The following is a 19625-nucleotide window of genomic DNA, read 5'->3' on the forward strand; positions in this document are numbered from 1 at the left end:
TGGTGATTTTAATACCTTTTTATTGGCTCTTACTATCGCAGGTGTTTTACAACTGATTATAGGCGCATTAAGAGCAGGATTTGTTGCAGATTACGTTCCTTCCAATGTGGTTCAAGGCCTACTGTGTTCTATCGGGATCTTGCTAATCATTAAGCAATTACCACTCGCATTCACACTCTCATCAGATTTTGATGAACTTAAAACGCATTTATTGGAAACAACAGAAGGATTTACAGTAAGTCCCTTGTTGGCTTTATCTGAGCATATTAATGAAGGCGCACTAATCATTACTGCGCTTTCATTGGCTATTTTAATCTACTTTGATATGACCAAGAATAAAATTCTGAAAGAAATCCCAGCCCCTATCCTTGTAGTTCTGGCAGGAATACTATTAAATGAGCTGTTCATCTGGACAAACTCCAGCCTGGTGCAAAACTCTCCTCAACTGGTTAACATCCCTGATACCAATGGTTTTTTCCAATTCTTCAGTCATCTTGAATACCCTGACTGGTCCGCCTGGACTAATCCCAAAGTCTACCTGTATGCGCTAGTCATATGTATCGTTGCTTCTTTGGAAACACTGCTCAATCTCAAAGCATCAGAAAGATTGGATAAAAAAAGAAGGCATAGTCCAACTAATCAGGAACTGGTTGCTCAAGGTTTAGGTAATTTAACAGCAGGTTTGGTAGGAGGTATTCCTGTTACATCAGTTATTGTCAGAACCTCCATCAATATCCACGCCGGTTCAAAAACCAAATTTTCAGCCATACTCCATGGTTTCTTTATCTTGTTTGCTGTCATGTTGATACCAGGCGCATTGAATAAAATTCCTTTGTCTTCTCTTGCTGCGATTTTAATTTACACTGGTTATAAATTAAACAAACCGGCTATCTATATTAATATCTTTTCACAAGGTAGTGATCGATTTATTCCCTTTATAGTGACCGTGATCAGTATTATTACTTTCAATCTTCTTGCAGGTATATTAATCGGTTTGGCCATCAGCCTCTTTTATATATTAAAGTCCAATAGTCAGGCTCGTATTGATATCATCAAAGAAATTTATCCAAATGGTTCAACATACCGTTTGGTGCTTCCCCAACAAATAACTTTTCTTAACAAAGCCGCACTGGTTGCTGAATTGGATACATTACCCAGACATTCTCAATTGATTATAGACGCACGTTATTCTCAATACATTGATAAAGAAATTCTGGAGTTATTTAATGAGTTGAAAGAAGAGTTAGCAGGCAGTAAGCAAATTTCTTTGAATTTCACCGGATTTCAGGAACACTATAAAATTCATAATTACATCGATTTCATTACGGTTACAACCTATGATGTTCAATCCAACCTGACACCCGCACAAGTATTAAATATACTGCTTGAAGGGAATCAACGCTTTTTAGACGATAACCGGATTCATAGATCTAATCATATTGATATAAAATATACTGCAAAAACACAACATCCAATTGCTGTGGTTTTGGCCTGTATCGACTCAAGAGTTCCTGTAGAAACCATCTTTGATATGAGTTTCGGTGATCTTTTTTGTGTACGTATAGCAGGCAATGTGATTAATGACGATATTTTGGCCAGCATAGAATACGCCTGTAACGTAGTTGGTGCGAAACTTATCATGGTTCTGGGACATACCCGATGCGGCGCCATTCAATCGGCCTGTGATGGTATTGAAAAAGGCCATATCACCCAATTACTCTCTAAAATCAAACCCGCAGTTAACGCAGAAAGGGAGACCACAACAGAGCGTAATGGAAAAAATCCAACTTTTGTAAATCATGTCACCGAATTAAATGTTGCGAATACCTTGCAAAATATTTACAAAAAAAGCGATATTTTACGAACTATGATAGACAGCAACGAGATAGGGATGGTTGGTGCTATTTATGATGTGAATAGCGGAAAAGTAAGCTGTAAAACATATACCGAGGAGTTATCCACCTTGGATGGAGACGCGAATAAGCTACTGGCTCAAAAATTTGAAACCATTCTTTTGGAAGCCAAAGCAAGTTAAACTTTTTTGAAATTGTAAAAACACTGGAAAGAAATCAATTTCTCAAGCCAAGCATAAGATTTTCTACAAGCCATTAAGCTTGGCATATGAAGTTACGCTATATTATTAATGAGAATAAGCTTGTTCTTACGAGTTGCAATATGAGAGATAAAATTATCACCGGGAAAAAAATTATTTTTTCACCATCCGTTGCAAAAGACCAAACAAAAGGTTTATCAAGCTTTTTATCAGAACGGTTTTATTCTGTAAATCAAAGTCATAATCATGCCATTATTATTGGTTCCAGCCTTTCTCATCAAGAGAAAGACATTGAGCATGATACCATACTCGATTCCTCCGGCGTGTTAGTGACTACTGATACAACGGGTATTATTAACGGCGCAAGAGTTGCAATCACTGATGGTCTGGGTGGGGGAAATGGTGATCAGGAGGAAGACGATAATATACACAGTGTATCTCATTCCAGTTGTGAGGATTTTTTGAATTGTGACCAAAATATCGATGCAACACTAAATTTGATTACCCAATCAAAAGCCTCTGAAAAAAAACAAACAGCACGGAAAAAATTGCAAAACTCAGAAGCTTCGATGGCTGCTTTTATCTATCAATATAATCCGGAAAAAGGATACGTTGGCGAATTTGCAAATATTGGTGATGGATTAATTGTTATCATGGATAGCCATTTTAAGATAAAACATATGGTATCCGCATGCCATATATATCGAGGATTTGGTACCTGGACTCCTCCATCATTACAAGCCCTGGCAACAACTGCAGACAAAAGCGCGTTAGTTGTCAGGAAAACAGTTCAACTTACAGAAGGCGATATTATAGTATCCATGACAGATGGGATTTGGGGGGAATTGAAAACCCGTTTGATTGCTCAAACCAACGACCGTCGTGAGATAGGAGTGGATAAAGAATACTTCAAAACCCTATTTGACGAGTTGACAGATACTCCTTACCCCTCTTCATTTAATATCGCTCGTATCATTACCAATCGCGCCATGTCTCGGAGTTTGGAGCGCAGAAAGATATTAATAAAATTAATTCATGAAATAGAACTACAACACTTCCAGGAAAAATCTGTCAAAACCATTAATGAAGTCCTGGAACATTTTATTAAGACCGGTAATACGGAAACAGCACAGACATTAAAAGCAATTCTCTTTGAAGACGGTTTGAGCGATGGAATAACTTATTTTGAAAATATTGAAATCCCGCTGGAGATGGTAATGCAAGATTTAAAAAGTCGTACCGTCGGAGATTGTTCAACCATCAATGTAACGCGTATTCCCTATCATTTAGATGAGCTCATACGAGGTTTTATCAATTACCCCGAGAAACATCAAATCCTGGCACCACTATTTAAAGCAACGATAAAATCTGAGGCTGATTTGGAAGAAGCATTTCATCGCCTGTCACTTGAAATGGTACAACCTGAAATCGAGTGCCCAATTTCTGAAGCTCATTTTGAGCGAGCTTTTAAAAAAGAAACCCTTGATAAAGCTCAGGCTATCTTAATTCACTATTTTCGTATTTCCATTGGTTTAGATAGTAAAAAGAGTTATCAGGAACGCTTAAATGATCTGAGCTCTTACTTATTTAAAGAATCTTCTCTGGAAAAAAATGATATTAAATTGCTATTATCTATGCTGGATAGTGAAATAAAACCAAAAACAGGAGTTTTCCAAACATTGTTTGGGGAAAACCAAAGTAAATTATACAAGGCATTTCACAAAAAAATCGAGTTGCACTTATTGGAGGGCGAAATAGATAATAAAAAGGAATTCAAATAGCAGTTCTTACCATTTTATTTTCAAGGATGTACCAACTGCTTCCTGAATAGATTTTTTATCGACTTTCCTCGAAATGTCCTGATTTTTAATTAATAATTTAATCTCATTGTCAAAAAATTTCTGGCTTTGTTTAATTTCTTTCTCTCCTTTTCCAGGAAGATCACTCAGTACCTCTGTAAGTTTACTATCATAGAGTTTTTTTAATACTGATAAAACATCATCATGCGCTTTGACATCATTTGACTTTCCTTTAAAAAAAGACACTCCTTCTTTCGGAGCATAACCTTTAGGAGTTCTAATCAAATTATTTTTGATTTGGACGTACAAATCATTAATTTGTGCCATAGCAATTAAAGGATTTTCATTAAGCTCTTTCTTCAAATCTTTCTTAAATTTAAAAGGATGTTCCAAAATAGAATCAGCATCAGAATTTTTAAGAAATTTTGATGGGGAAGAGATATTGGTATGAGCGCCTGCTTTCATCAGTTTGATACCTAAGTGAAAATACTGCTTGGATAACGCAATATCTAATATTGTTTTTCCCTGAATATCTTTTTTATTTAAATCCACTTTTTCTTTTAAAAGAAAATCACTTAAGTTCATAAAGTGGATTTCTTCTGTTTCTTTTGATGATGGAAACGTATGCATCTCATGCAATGCCTGGTGAAAGGGATTTCTTCCTTCAGAGTTTCTTTTATGAAGTAAGCTACTGTCTTTCTTGACAATATCCAGTATGATCGGCAAATCACATCGTCTCATGGCACTATGCAAAATATTATTCCCAAGCTTGTCCTCGAAATCGACCCTTGCCCCCTTTTCCAATAAAATTGTCGCCATTTTCAAATCATTAACCACTACGGCATTATAAAGAGGCGGATTTCCATTAGTATTTGGCTGATTAATTAACTCCTTATCTTTCTCTGTTATGATATTCGCTAAAGCTTCTCTTTTTTCTGCTTTTGAATAAAAAACATAATGCAGAACCGTATTTCCACTGGTATCGGTTAAACGCGTATTAGCCCCCTTTTTCAATAAATAACTGACCAATTTCGGATTACCGGAATTTATAGATAACATTAGCGGTGTTGCCTTATCTTTAGTTAAGGGTATATCAATATCTACCCCGGCATGTAAGAATTTTTTAACCAGACTGATGCTTCCCATAGAAATAGCGATTCTGAAAGCTTCTTTATTCAAAAGAATTTTCTCATTTTTAGCAATAATTTTACCTAATGTCTCTTTATCCTTCCGGGCCCATATTGCGTCCAAAAGTTCATCACTAATATCGGCACCTGAGTTTAATAGTTCATCGAAAATTTTCAATTTATGATTCTTATACGCCAAGGTTATTGCTGAAGCGCCGCTGTTATCCGGTTCATTAATCTGAATAACCTCTGTCGTTGTCAAGGCTGATATTATCTCTGGGGTTCCGTATTCAGCAGCATAATGGAATGCCGTTTTGCCACGATTATCCTTGATGTTTAATACCTTGATGGCATTTTCCTGGCTTAACACAACCTTTAGTATTTTGCCCATGATTTGCATATTTCCACATTCAGCAGCATAGTGAAGTGCGGTTTTGCCGTCATAATCCTGAAGAGACAAATCTGCTTTTTTTGCAATAAGCTCATCAATCATTGCCATATTCCCTGATTGGACAGCCAAATGAGCAGGAGTTTTGCCAACATAAAGAGGTGGTGCTCCTTGCTCTATCCGTTGATTAATGTCGGATTCATTGCAATTTGACAACAATAATTTTATCTCACCAGGATCACTAAGATAGATTGCGCCTCTATGTAATGGATATTGCTCATTTAATGATGATAGGCATTTTTGAGTCTCCAATTGCAGTTTCTCAGGGTTTAAATCTGAAAAATCCATATGTCTGATTTTTTCGTAAGATGGACTATCCAGCATGTCCCGAAATTTGGTTTGATCTTCCAAGCTTGAATGATATCCATATAAAAAAACAGGATCCTTTTTTTTACTTTTTTCAATAATTTCTACCGTATTAAAAATGGCTTCCTTCACAACAACGACCAACTCATCCGCGCTATATAAATCAAAAACATTAGGTTCATAAAACGTTGCTGGCGGTAAGCCTTGTTGCATTAAAAGAATATTTAATAAATTATTGACAAAAGTTCGGCCATTAGCGTCTCGAAAAGGGTGTAATACTTCGTACATTCGAATATGTTTAACGATAATTTTAAGTTTTTCATCCAGTGTTTCAGCAGTTTTTATTTCCTGATTGTAGGATTGAGTAATTTTTTCCAGATAGACATCCACATTTTTCATTACTGCAAGATAGAAATGATTGGTATTGCTATGCCCATATTTGCACATATCGACATAGATTTGTTTGGCAAGCTCTGGTACTTGTTCAGGCTTCAGATTTTTAAAATAGTTCTTATTAAAGCTTGGGCCAAATGGGCCGGCTTTGCCCGGGCCAAACTCAGCTTCTCCTTCTGTAAGAAAGGCAAAGCTCAGGAATTCTTCAATACCCTTAATTGAGGCTCGGCCAGCTGGAATACCAAATGAAACAGGTTCATCCGTTCTGATTTCACCTGGATTTTTTTCCTGTAATTCCTCCACCTTTTTTCCACACTTCTTGTGTATCTTCTTTATTAAATCAACGCTTAATTCAAATTCCTCACCTGATTTCTCAACTTGCAATGCAATAGAACATAAACTCTCCAAAGCGGCGTTAAGGCATCCTGGCTCTCGCGATTCATAGCCCTTCCACCCATTTTCTTTTGACCATAAACGTCCATCAACAAATAATCTCCATATTTCCTCACGTGGATAGGCTTGAAGGAAATATAATCCAGGTAGATTTGGCATAATTATTACCAATTAAAAGCACTGTTTTATAAATAATTATAGGACAATGTGGGCTAAATATAGTCTTTTGAGGAGAGCAGAGAAACTAAGGACTTTAAACTAAACATATCGCAAATTGAATGGTGATAAGTATATAATATCCACCTTGATTATTTATAGAAATCCAGGAATAGATATGCGCGCATCTCAATGGTTTTTGGTCACTCAAAAAGAAACTCCCAACGATGCAGAAATAGCATCCCATCAATTAATGCTCAGATCAGGAATGATTCGCAAACTTGGCTCAGGACTTTATACCTGGATGCCACTTGGCCTTAGAGTGCTTCGTAAAGTTGAAAATATAGTTCGGGAAGAGATGAACAAAACTCATGCCATGGAACTGCTTATGCCAGCGGTACAGCCTGCCGAGTTATGGCAAGAAACAGGACGTTGGGAATCCTTTGGTGGTCAATTATTAACCATGAAAGACAGCAATCAAAGAGAGTACTGCTTTGGGCCTACCCATGAAGAAGTCATTACCGATATCATGCGTAATGAATTGCAATCGTATAAACAATTGCCAGTTAATTTTTATCAAATCCAAACCAAGTTTCGCGATGAAATCAGACCACGGTTCGGGGTAATGCGAGCCCGTGAGTTTATTATGAAAGATGCTTACTCCTTCCATCTCAGTCTTGAAAGTCTGCAAGCGACCTATAAGGATATGTATCAAGCCTATTGCAGGATTTTTGATAGAATGGGACTCAAATATCGAGCGGTTGAAGCCGATACAGGAGCAATTGGCGGTTCTGCTTCCCATGAATTTCAAGTACTGGCTGAATCGGGCGAAGATCTGATTTTTTATAGTGACTCCAGCGACTATGCCGCGAATATTGAACAAGCGATCAGCTTAAAACCACCCAAAGCCAATAAACCATGTGATGAAACAATTGCATTAGTCGATACCCCAAATCAAAAAACAATTGATGAAGTGGCAAACTTTCTTGGTATCGCCAGTAATCAAACCATCAAAACCTTGATTGTCAAAGGCAAGGAACATCCTATGGTGGCTCTGGTCTTAAGAGGGGACGATGAACTCAATGAGGTCAAAGCGACAAAACATCCCTTAGTCCACTCTCCCTTGTCTTTTATCGATGAGGAACTGATTTTAAAAACACTCAAAACTCCCTTAGGCTCAATAGGGCCAATCAAATTAAACATTCCTGTCATTGTTGATCATCATGCGTTAGCCATGTCTTCCTTTGTCTGTGGTGCCAATCAGGCAGATAAACACTTTATCAATGCCGCATGGGAGCGCGATGCAAAATACGATGATGCTTATGATTTACGCAATGTTAAGGAAGGTGATCCCAGCCCTGATGGGAAAGGAACACTTCACTGTTGTCGTGGCATAGAGGTAGGACACGTTTTCCAATTAGGTGATAAATACGCCAAAGCCATGAATGCATCTGTTATCAATGAGCAAGGACAATTACAAACCATGATCATGGGCTGCTATGGATTAGGGATCACTCGTGTAGTCGCTGCTGCGATTGAACAACACCATGACGAACACGGAATCATCTGGCCTCAAGCTTTAGCACCTTTCCAAGTCAATATTATTCCTCTTAATGGTGCGAGATCACAAGCAGTTAAAGAACAGGCCGAGTCACTTTATCAGCAACTCAAATCTCATGGCATTGATGTATTACTCGATGATCGTAATGAAAGAGCAGGTGTATTATTTGCTGATAATGACTTAATAGGAATTCCTCACCGATTAGTAGTCAGTGAGAGAAATCTGGAGCAAGGTTGTGTTGAGTACAAAGCTCGAACTTCAAGCGAAACACAACTGATCAATCTGGATAATGTGATGAATTTTATTATTGAATTAATTAATAAATAATATTTTCTACCCCATTGACGCTGCGTTATCTGCATTCCGGCAATGCCGTTCGGATTAAAAATAACCCGAACGGCATTAAAGAGAAGCCAATAATACAGGACTTGTATTTAAAGAATCACAAATAAAGTTCTTTGCCCAGGTTCACCATATCTCGTTTGGTATTCATTAAATAATATGAGTTATGGATAAGATAGGTCGTTATCTCGAACCGTTCGAGCTGAGGAGGCATTTATGTGCCGTCTCGAAGCCTTGTACGGGATTTAATGTTGTGCGCCAAGGCTTCGAGACGATGCTGATGCATCTCCTCAGCCCGAACGAACTTTGGATATCGACTGGTTTTATAATCCTTATCATCACCCACCTTAAATATTAAAAACCATTGGAGGTTGCATTAAAGTATCCGTCTGCAACTCCGATTCAGGATTGGAAAACGCCCTCTCACCATAAGAAAGTATCCTGTTTTTAGACTCTATCGGCGCCTCAGTTACTGGATTTATTGAAAGTATGGCTTTAAAACGTTTTAGTTTAGCCTCAAAATCATAAAAATCGTTGAGGTTATCAAAACGCTTGATAATCACATTGGTTTTCCTTTCTTCTTCAAGAATCTTATCTCTTAAAAATTGAATTTTTTTGTTGCCAGAGTCCATCTGTTGTGCCAGATTGCGTTGGATTAAAACCAATTCATTAACCAACGCATCATATTTTGTCATTATTTTTTTAGTTAACAAGGATTGCAAAATGCTATCTGAGCGTCCTTGTAATTCATTAAATTGATACCTCCAATCATCCTCTGTCTCTTCCTGTCTGAAAATGCCGGGAATCAAACCAACAATCCTGCGAGTCAGTGTAGAAAACCATGATTTGGACTGTTCTTCATCGACCTTATGCATTTTATTATATAATTCTGTAAGGTCGGCTTTTAACTGCCCATCCTTTATCTTATCGATTTGTTCCATAGTCATCGTATTTCTATCCATGTTTTTTAACGTATTTCTGTCAAGAAAATGATTTCGCATGTTTTCAGGAAATTGACTGAGGTTTTCAGGTATTTGGCCATTAATCCACTCCTTTAGTGTCAAAATCTCCTTCACCTTGCTTCGGCATTGCTCTGGAAACAACTCTACTTCGGGATTGCCCTTGATGCGATCTTTCAAAAAAGGTAAGTGTTTGGTATGGATTCTATCCAGATTGCGAAGCTCTAATTTATTTTGCTGAAGAGAAAACTCTAACTGACGATACGCCTCTGTTAATTCAGTTAACCGGGATTTATATTGCATAAATCCTTCAAATAATGGGGATGTCCCTTCTCCTTCAATAATTAACTCCACATACTCATTAAACCCTGTATATCCTTTTTTTACTGTCACGTTAAGAACAGAATATCCTTCTATCCCCTCTAGCTCATCCTTAATTTTTTGCGCTTTAAAATCAAAATATTTTGACTCATCAATGATATCCTGGTGTTTTTCCTGAAAACCATTCCAAAGAGTACGAATCATCCCTCGTAATTGCACCAAAGGTTCACGCAATAAGGAATATGAAATGGATAATTCATTGATTTTTTTGCAAAGAACATAATACATTTCATTCAATGTATAAACCTTGCAATTCTCATTTTGCCTTTGCTGAAGTTGCCTTTTAACCTCTTGCCATTCAAAATTGGCATTTAAGATCTGACTGTTATTCTTTTCAAATTCCTCTAAAATAGAATTGAATTTCTCTTGTAACAAATAGTATTGCGCTTCTTCTTTACATTCCTGAATAAAATTAATATCCAGCGCCCCTTCGTCTCTACCTAGAACAGTTAAACCATCCATGGTATTTAATGTTTGATGAATCAAATCACGTGTATTTTTGTGACCAAATGAAAAGATCCAAACATCCTCTAATTGAGCTTGATGTTTGCATAAGGCTTTATATAATTTTTTGATGGCTGCCTGTTTGGATGAAGAATCTCTCGCTTGTTTTACTTCATTAACCAGAGCCAATATTTCATTCGCTGCTATTTTTACCGCTGACCGCTCAATCCAATACCAAGGACCTCTGTTTTCAGGCTTAGCCCAAGCCAATGTCTTGTCAAGATGATGAATGATTTGCGCTGCAGTATTATCCAGATAGGTTTCTTTTAAAATCTGAAGTTCTTTATGCTCTTCAAAACCCGCTAGCTGATACACCCTCAGCATGTCACTGATAATTGGCTGCATGCGGAATTTTTCGCTCAATTTCTCCTTATCTAACCATCTGCTTTCATAATCAATTAATAACAACTCGAGAGCAAGAAAGTTATCTGCATTATCAGCCCTTTCTATTAGACCTTGTTTAACACTGGCAGGTAACGAAGAGTTATTGATTTCTTTGCTAATATCCCTGATCCACAATTTCAGTTGGCTGCTCACAAAAGCTAATCGATAGGGCTCTAAATCACCATCATGGTAGCTTAACATAGCACCTGTTACTTCTACTGCTGATTCAAGGTGACGATGATTACGCTTTTTCTCTTGAGCCGCTTCTTTTTTCTTTAAACGAGCTGATAATTTACTCCACTTTATTTGTTCACTTAAATTGACCTCTTCTAAATATTTACAACGTAATGCATTGACAGAACCCTCGGAGAATCTATTTTCTGTTTTTGCTTTCAACTGATCGCGGTTTAGGTTCCAAATGCTGGAAACAGATTTCTCATAGGCTTGAATTGTCTTTTCCAATTCTCTGGTTTGTAAGCGCTGAAAAACATCCCTGCGGACATAGGGGTTTGGATACATTTTATCAGGATCAGACTCTTCCAGACACTGTATCCATTGCCTCTTTAGCGAATCAATCAACTCGCTTCTTTGGACAAATAATTCATTATCCAGCTGTCTCCATTCTGACTTGGGGTAAATTAAATGCAAAAAGGCTTGCCATTCTTCCAATTGGTTTAATACCACTTGTTGAATATTAGAAACAGATTGAATGACATACTGTTTAACTGCTTCTTCTTCCCTTCGTCCATCAGCTGAATTTTGCGTATTTAATTCTTCCTGCAAGCTTTTTCTGGCAGGAAAAATCCGATAACCCGCGTCCATATCGAATCGGCTGGTTTGCCCAACCGCTTCACCAGAGGTTCCCTCTATTTCAGTGATCCTAACGACACGTCCCTTTCCTTTATAATCATCAAACAGTGAAGAAAAATGAGATAAAGTTCTATCGTCTACATTAGAAAAATCAATATTATTAAGAATGAGGTGGCTGGAAACAGGATAACCGTATCTATCTATAGACAGTTCCTCATCCTCTATCGCTGCGTGAGAGCGATAGGAAGTCAAATCAGAAAGAGTTGAGAAATTAATACCACCAACCTGGTAAGTACCAAACTCAGAATTCGCCTCTACGACAGAGGAGGGGATGCCTAAATAGGTAAAGAAATCTCTATCACCCTTTTCAAGATAACCCTGAGCTATTAATCTGTGATTTGCAAAACACACGTCGACTGTACCACCCGCTGCAAGCACCCATTGCATGGCCGCAAGAACTGCTGCAGGTGGAGCACTCGAGTTTTCATTAGGATTGACTTCCAGCAACACATTTTGTTCTTGATGATGTAAAGACAATAAAAGAGAAATCATTTGTGTAGTATCAAAGAATAAGCCGGTACAGCGAAAATACTGCTCTCGCATCACTGCGACTAACTTCAATTGAGTTCGCAATTTATCCTCTTTGCTAATATCCAGTCTTCTCATCTCCGTAATTAAAAAATCAGACAATTCCTGCAACTTATCTCTGCCTAATTGGGTTAAATCAGTGTAATTTGCATTCGCTGTTTTTAGCGGGAAATCCTTGCCTATCGCATTGATAAATACGACTTGTTGAGCCAATTCATATTGTTCTTTACACGATAAACCCGCCCCATTATCAACACTTTGAATCTTGGCAACAACCTCTTGAATTTGACTTGCATCAAATTGCTCATTAAGAATTTGCTCCCTCGTTTTGAGCAAAATGCCTTCTTGATTTACTTTGGAAGCCCTGGCTCCTGTTGGATCTCTATCAAATGAATCAATATATAATTTTAATTCTCTCGAATATTCACGCAATTTCGCAGAAAAAACATCCAATGCGGGATAAGGAGGATAGTCAAATAAAGCAGAAATATCTTTTAGTAAAACACTATGGACCTCAAGGAGAGACTGAACATTGAATAATAAATCACCATTTATACTATCAATATTTCTTCCAAGTATAGTCAGTATTTTTATCCATTGTTCCAAGGTTTTCTCATCCGTTTTTTCAAGCTTATCGAGAAGACGGCAATATCTGGTCAATTCTGATTTGTCATACTTCTTACTTGATTTAATGAGTACCGTTAATAAGGAAACCAACTCAGGAAGGTCTGTCGATTTGGAGTCAATAATCTCTGATGTGGATTGAATAAATTGTATGAGCAGTTCATGCTCGACATCCAAGCCAGCTTTTTCCACTGCCTCAATCACAGCATCAAATAAGGATTGTGATTTGTTTTCATCGATTCCCTTCAGGATATTGAATTCGATTAATTCCTTCAACAGCTTGATCTCCTTATTAATGAATTCAATTTGTTCATCATTTCTTGTTAAACAACCACCAAATTCCTTTACACCTTTGAAATTTAATTGATTTCGAGTGATTTTCATGCCCTGAATTCCCTGAAAGATAGAATGCCCTCATTATATATAAGCTGCATAAAATGTAGCAGATAAATGTGAAAGAAAATTTGAAATATTACTCGATGTCCAAGACAGCATTTAACAGCTGCCTGGTATAAGGGTGTTCTGGTTGCCGAAGTACCTTCTCGCACGCTCCATATTCAACAGCCAAGCCGTCTTTCATGACTAATACATCATCAGCGATATAAGAGACGACCCCCATGTTATGGGTTATAAACAAATAGGAAATACCTCTTTGCTGTTGCAATTCCTTTAATAAATTAAGAATTTGTGCCTGAACAGAGACATCAAGAGCACTGGTCGGTTCATCGCAGATTAAAATATCGGGTTCTGTCGCCAAAGCTCTCGCGATGCAGATCCGTTGTCTTTGTCCACCGGAAAACTGATGGGGGTATCGATGCAGACTGGTACTTGGTAAGTTAACTTGCTCAATTAGGGATTTTTGTTGTTTCCTGATGTAAGAAAGCTTCATCCCTTGTGCATACATCCCCTCAGCGATGATCTCTCCAACAGTCATGCGTGGATTCATAGAAGAAAAAGGATCTTGAAAAATAATCTGTACTTTTTTTCTGTATCTTCTTAACGCACCTCCTGTCATAGACAATACATCTCTATCCTTATATCTGATTTTCCCACCGGTAACTGGCAATAGCCTCAGCAAGGCACGGCATGCTGTTGTTTTCCCGCAGCCCGACTCGCCAACCAAGGCCAAAGTTTTACCTCTGGACAGGGTAAACGACAAACCATCAACCGCTTTGAAAATAGTTTTCTTACGGCTCAAAAAGCCTTTTTTATGTATAAAATGAACTGATAAATTATCTACTGTGAACACCACCTCTTCTTTTTCAACAGAAGGAACCCAGCTGATTTTATTTTTATCCAGTAATGGCAATTCTTTAATATCAGGATACAAATGACACCTCAATACACGGTGTTCCACTTCTTGTAATTGAGGTTCCTCATGGCGACATCGTTCAAAAGCATAAATACAGCGCGTGTGGAAACGACACCCTGAAGGCATAGACTCTAAAGAAGGTACCGTACCGGTAATAATAGACAGTTTCTCATTTCTTTTTGCAAATGAAGGTAAAGATGCCAAAAGTTGCTGAACATAGGGATGACTCACTTTTGAAAAAAAATCGTTTACTGACGCTTGTTCGACTACCTGCCCTGCATACATCACACAAATCCTATCAGCCATGGTTTTAGCCACACCCAAATCATGAGTAATTAATAACAGGCTCATCTGATGTTTCTTTTGTATTTTTTTTAGTAATGCCAGTATTTGAGCCTGGATAGTCACATCCAAAGCTGTAGTAGGTTCATCGGCAATAAGGATATCCGGCTCGCAAGCCAGCGCCATGGCAATAACCACTCTCTGTTTTTGCCCGCCAGACAATTGATGAGGATATTGATAAACTCTCGTTTGCGGTTGAGGCATTTCTACCTCATTCAATAACAATATCACACGTTCTCTTAGTTGATCTTTTGTCAATGACTGATGCCTTTTTAAAACCTCAGCTATCTGCTCTCCTATCGTGAGTACGGGATTTAAAGCAGTCATCGGCTCTTGAAAAATCATCGCAAGCCTGCGCCCCCTTAACTCCCTCATCATTTTCTCAGGCAAGTTTAAGATGTCTTCACCGTGAATATTGATTTGACTGTCAATCCCATAGACTCCCGCTCTGGGCAGCAACCTCATCATGGCCAATGAAGTTAATGATTTGCCACACCCGGATTCTCCCAATAAAACCAAAGTCTCCCCTGGATTTAGACTAAAACTTAATTTATCCAAAGCAAGAACTGTTTTATCAGGACTTTTAAAAGCAACTGATAGTTGAGTAATTTCAGCGGTATTTTGCATGGAATTTGCCACAAATAATGATAACTACACTCTAACAAGAGAAGGGTGATAGTAGCAATAAAAATACCATACCACTCTGAGCAAAAGAATGTTTATGATAGAATAAGTACAATTAATATTTGAGTGAATACCATGTCAGAAAACTACACTGCGGAAGCGATTGAAGTCTTAAGTGGTCTTGAGCCTGTTCAACGACGTCCCGGTATGTATACCGACACGACACGTCCTAACCATTTGGCTCAGGAAGTGATTGATAATAGCGTGGATGAAGTACTTGCAGGATTTGCCAGCCGTATTATTGTTACCTTACATGAAGATGGTTCCATTGAAGTCGAGGATGATGGCCGAGGTATGCCTGTCGATTTGCATCCTCAACTAGGCTTAAGTGGTGTCGAGGTTATTATGACCAGACTTCATGCCGGAGGTAAGTTTTCAGATAAAAATTACAGCTTTTCTGGTGGCTTGCATGGTGTTGGTGTGTCCGTAGTAAATGCCTTGTCAGAACGACTTGACGTCACCATAAAGCGCAATGGGATCATTTATCAAATGACCTTTGCTAATGGTGACAAATTATGTGAATTAAATGAGACCGGGGTTACAAAAAAAAGAGATACCGGTACTGTTATACGTTTTTGGCCTAATGACAAATATTTTGATACCATAAAAATTTCTGTAAAACACCTGACTCACGTATTAAGAGCAAAAGCGGTATTGTGTAGTGGCTTGTCCATGACCTTTATCAATAAAATCACCAATGAAGAAATGAACTGGTGTTATGAACAAGGTTTAACTGATTATTTGAAACAAACCTTGCCTGAAGATTATTTACCTGAAGAACCTTTTGCCGGCGAATTCAAAAGTGATGAAGCAACCGTTGATTGGGCTTTAGCCTGGTCAGACTCTGCTAATGGCAGTTTAAATGAAAGTTATGTGAATTTAATCCCGACAATCCAAGGCGGCACTCACGTCAATGGATTACGTTCAGGATTATTTGAAGCCCTGTCTGAATTTTGTGAGCTGAGAAATCTTCTTCCTCGCGGAGTAAAATTGACTGCGGATGATCTATGGGAATCATGCCAATACGTTTTGTCAGTCAAAATGAAAGAGCCGCAATTTGCAGGGCAAACCAAAGAGCGATTGAGTTCACGCCAAACCTCAGGATTAGTTAGTAATGTTATAAAAGACGCTTTCGCAATTTGGTTGAACCAGCATCGCAATCAAGGCGAAGCCATAGCAACCCTGGCAATAGAACGCGCTCAGAAACGGCTAAAACAAGCCAAACAAGTGGCACGCAAACGCGTCAGCCAGGGACCTGCTTTACCTGGGAAATTAGCCGATTGCTTGCAAACGGATTTAAGTCAAGCAGAACTGTTCCTGGTTGAAGGAGACTCCGCAGGTGGTTCAGCCAAACAAGCTCGTAATAAAGATTATCAGGCTATTTTACCCTTACGTGGAAAAATACTTAACTCATGGGAAGTGGATTCTTCACAAGTGCTGGCTTCCCAGGAAATTCATGATATTTCTGTTGCTATAGGCGTAGACCCTGGCTCCAGTGATCTTGAAGGTCTTCGCTATGGGAAAATCTGTATTCTTGCCGATGCAGACTCTGATGGAGCTCATATTGCCACATTAATATGCGCTTTGTTTTTAAAGCACTTCAAACCTCTGGTTAAAGCAGGTCACGTTTTTGTAGCCATGCCCCCACTCTATCGAATCGATGCAGGCAAGCTGATTCACTATGCCCTGGATGATGAAGAAAAAAATAGAATCGTTCAACATCTCACTCAAACCACAAAATCAAAAGTGAATGTGCAACGATTCAAAGGATTAGGTGAAATGAATCCCATTCAGCTTAGAGAAACCACAATGGATCCCAATACAAGACGTCTGGTACAACTGACTCTTGATGATGAAGAGCAAACAGAAGCCATTATGGATATGATGCTCAACAAAAAACGAGCAGCCGATAGAAAGGTCTGGCTAGAAACAAAAGGAAACCTTGCTGAAATATAAGCTAAGGTGCGTTGGCAATTGCCATCCCTCTAGCCATTACCGGCTACTTTTCTATCTTACCCTTGGTAATATAGATAGCCGGCATCATGATAGACCAAGACTATAAATGGATTTGCTAGCTTATCTTTTTACCCTACCATTTCAGCAAGGGAATAATATTAGAATAATCATCAGTCCATAAAAACTGATCATCATCTGCTACAAATTTCCAGTTTGTTCCTTTCATCACTTGAAATGCCAAGGATTGATTCGAGGTAAGTAAAGCCCATTCTGAGTTAAATTGCCCCAATTTCTTATCTCCCTTATGCGCTAAAAATAAAGTTATCATATCCAAAGAACGTCCAATTGCATTAATTACCGGGAGCATTTGCAGATGTCTATTACTTAGATTAACCAAAATAACTCCATTTTCGACAATTTTCCTCTTATATAAGGTGAATGCTTCAAGTGTCATCAGATGGACAGGAATAGCATCTGAATTAAACGCATCCAAAATTAACAAATTCTGCGAAGCATCTGGCATATTAACCAAGGCCAATCGACCATCCTGTTTAATAATCTCGGCTGAAGGTGAACAGTCACGTATGTATGTGAATAATTTATTATTTTTAGCCAAATCAATTACTTGTTGATCAATCTCAATAACCTTTAGTGAATCAGTTGCCCGAAATTGGCACAACAGCGTTCCTGCCCCCAATCCCATAATCGTCACAGAAAGCGGATGAAACTCCTTCTTCAGAATATCGACAATCGGGGCTATGGCTCCATAATAGGAGCTTGTACCATAACTTGATCTTTCTGCATTCATGACTTGCATCCCATGAAGGGTTGATTGGCTTATTAATGCATGCACATCATCCTTTTTGAAGACTTGCTTGACGCCGTAAAAATTTCTTTCCTTGAGCAAAATCTGTTTGTCTTGCAACGGAGGAAAATAAAGGAAAACAAATAAAATGAGCATGGATAGTACAAGATTCATTTTATTGCGATGCCAAATTACAATAATTCCAAGCGCCAAAATAGCAAGGATGTGAAAAGTTGTAGTACTTTTAAACCAGGGAACGGTAGGAATGAAATAATGCAGCGACAGCAAACCCAAAACAACTAAAGGCACCCACCATCCTCGGTTAGTTTTTGGCAGTGGAAGAGCAAATAAACTTAATAAAATGGCTAAAGGGTACTCATAAACATAATTAAACCAATTTGGCGCTAAAATTCCATTAAAAACCCCTGCTAAAACTCCTCCGATGGACAAGCAAAAATAAAACAAGGTGAGTTTGTGTGGCTTAGGTCTTCGTGCAAACAACTGACCATGACATAATAAAGCCAAAATAAAAAAACTTAACAGATTAAATAGCACCAATTGCCACACTCTGATTTGGCTAACCCCAAAAATGAACCCAAGAATTGTAAAAACCAGAAAAAACAGGCAATTACGAGAAATCCATTTTTGTGAAATAAAGGGGTTAGCCGTGAAGGTAAATACAAATGACAAAAGGTAAAGTGCTAAAGGCAAAACCCAGAACAATGGAGTTGCAGCAACATCAGTAGTGATATATAAAGTAACCCCTAGCATCAAGCTGCAAGGGACAAAACTCAAAAAAATCCAATAGGCTATCTCTCGCCACGACAAAAAATCCACCTCTTTTTTTTCAGCTAACATTAAGGGTTGGTATTTTGTAAAAAACAGAACTATTACCAAAAGTAGCAAATAAATGGCAAACCCAAGGTTCCAGAAATAAAATTGATGAGTCAAACCAATAAATCGCTCGATAACCCATGGATAAAAAAGCAAGGCACTCAAGCTTCCAAGATTACTGGATATGTACAAATAATAAGGGTCTGAAGCTCCTTTACTTTTTGTCTGGCTATAGGCAAATTGTAATAGAGGAGCAGAAGCGCCAATCACTAACAAAGGCAAACCCAGTTGCATCAACAAATTATGTAGAATCACCCACTCAGGTTGTCCATCCCTCACTGCAGGATTAAACAACAATGGAAAAGCTGTAAAACTTAAGACAACCAAAACCATATGGATTAAACGCCAAACAGCAGGTTTCTTAATCTGACTTAAAAGCCATACATAGCCATATGCAATGAGCAAAATAAATTGAAAAAAAAGCACGCAAACAGTCCACACGCCCGGTGTGCCCCCATAAATTGGAAGTATTGCTTTTGCAACCATGGGTTGAATGCTGAACAGGAGAATGGAACTTATAAAAAGACTGACAGGAAATAAAAATCGAAACACAAAGCAATCCTTAGCCAATGGTGCTGCCAAATGAATGAATCGATCATTTTACGACTACACTCTCATTCATACAAGGATGAATTATTACTCTGCACTACAATTTAAAAACATCATTAACAGGGATGTTTCACAAACAAATATTATTCCATATTAACAAATGATAAAATCCATTTATGGCTTTTGAAAATTTTTGTAACCATCCCATTATTTGAATTAGTTTCGACTTAATCTGACACAACTACTTGAAAAAGT

At 38.1% G+C, this 19625-nt stretch carries 8 protein-coding genes; 4 read left to right on the forward strand and 4 right to left on the reverse strand.

From position 1 onward, the window contains the following. Together CC34_RS01000000116530 and CC34_RS0111480 are read left to right on the forward strand one after the other, a co-directional pair. Positions 1 to 2035: bifunctional SulP family inorganic anion transporter/carbonic anhydrase (locus tag CC34_RS01000000116530; RefSeq protein WP_231957887.1), on the forward strand; the 2035-nt coding region annotated here is incomplete at its 5' end. Positions 2036 to 2121: 86 nt separating this feature from the next. Continuing rightward, the gene (locus CC34_RS0111480; protein ID WP_080274212.1) at positions 2122 to 3834 is read left to right on the forward strand and encodes a phosphocholine hydrolase Lem3; all 1713 of its coding nucleotides are present in this window, start codon (positions 2122 to 2124) and stop codon (positions 3832 to 3834) included. A 6-nt stretch (positions 3835 to 3840) separates the two neighbouring features. Here the strand turns inward: CC34_RS0111480 and ankX are convergent, their stop codons facing one another. Continuing rightward, positions 3841 to 6690 (reverse strand): Dot/Icm T4SS effector AnkN/AnkX/LegA8, encoded by a 2850-nt coding sequence (gene ankX, locus CC34_RS0111485; protein ID WP_080274213.1) that lies wholly within the window; start codon positions 6688 to 6690, stop codon positions 3841 to 3843. Between the two features lie 163 nt (positions 6691 to 6853). Between ankX and CC34_RS0111490 the strand changes: the two genes are divergently transcribed. Beyond that, positions 6854 to 8563, forward strand: coding sequence for a proline--tRNA ligase (locus CC34_RS0111490; RefSeq protein ID WP_028379524.1), 1710 nt, complete (start codon positions 6854 to 6856; stop codon positions 8561 to 8563). Positions 8564 to 8925: 362 nt separating this feature from the next. Here CC34_RS0111490 and CC34_RS0111495 read toward each other — a convergent pair whose 3' ends face one another. Together CC34_RS0111495 and CC34_RS0111500 are read right to left on the reverse strand one after the other, a co-directional pair. Then, positions 8926 to 13212 (reverse strand): hypothetical protein, encoded by a 4287-nt coding sequence (locus CC34_RS0111495; protein WP_028379525.1) that lies wholly within the window; start codon positions 13210 to 13212, stop codon positions 8926 to 8928. A gap of 88 nt (positions 13213 to 13300) precedes the next feature. After that, on the reverse strand, positions 13301 to 15109 hold the full coding sequence (locus tag CC34_RS0111500) for an ABC transporter ATP-binding protein (protein ID WP_027228394.1): 1809 nt from the start codon (positions 15107 to 15109) through the stop codon (positions 13301 to 13303). Between the two features lie 132 nt (positions 15110 to 15241). Between CC34_RS0111500 and parE the strand changes: the two genes are divergently transcribed. Beyond that, a complete protein-coding gene (gene parE, locus CC34_RS0111505; RefSeq protein WP_027228395.1) occupies positions 15242 to 17122 on the forward strand; it encodes a DNA topoisomerase IV subunit B in 1881 nt (626 codons plus the stop codon). A 133-nt stretch (positions 17123 to 17255) separates the two neighbouring features. On the opposite strand, the gene CC34_RS0111510 is transcribed toward parE, so the two are convergent. Next, on the reverse strand, positions 17256 to 19373 hold the full coding sequence (locus CC34_RS0111510; RefSeq protein ID WP_027228396.1) for a fused MFS/spermidine synthase: 2118 nt from the start codon (positions 19371 to 19373) through the stop codon (positions 17256 to 17258). Between the last annotated feature and the right edge of the window lie 252 nt (positions 19374 to 19625).

Origin of the sequence: Legionella pneumophila subsp. fraseri (assembly GCF_000586315.1) — a bacterium.
Lineage (GTDB): Bacteria > Pseudomonadota > Gammaproteobacteria > Legionellales > Legionellaceae > Legionella > Legionella pneumophila_B.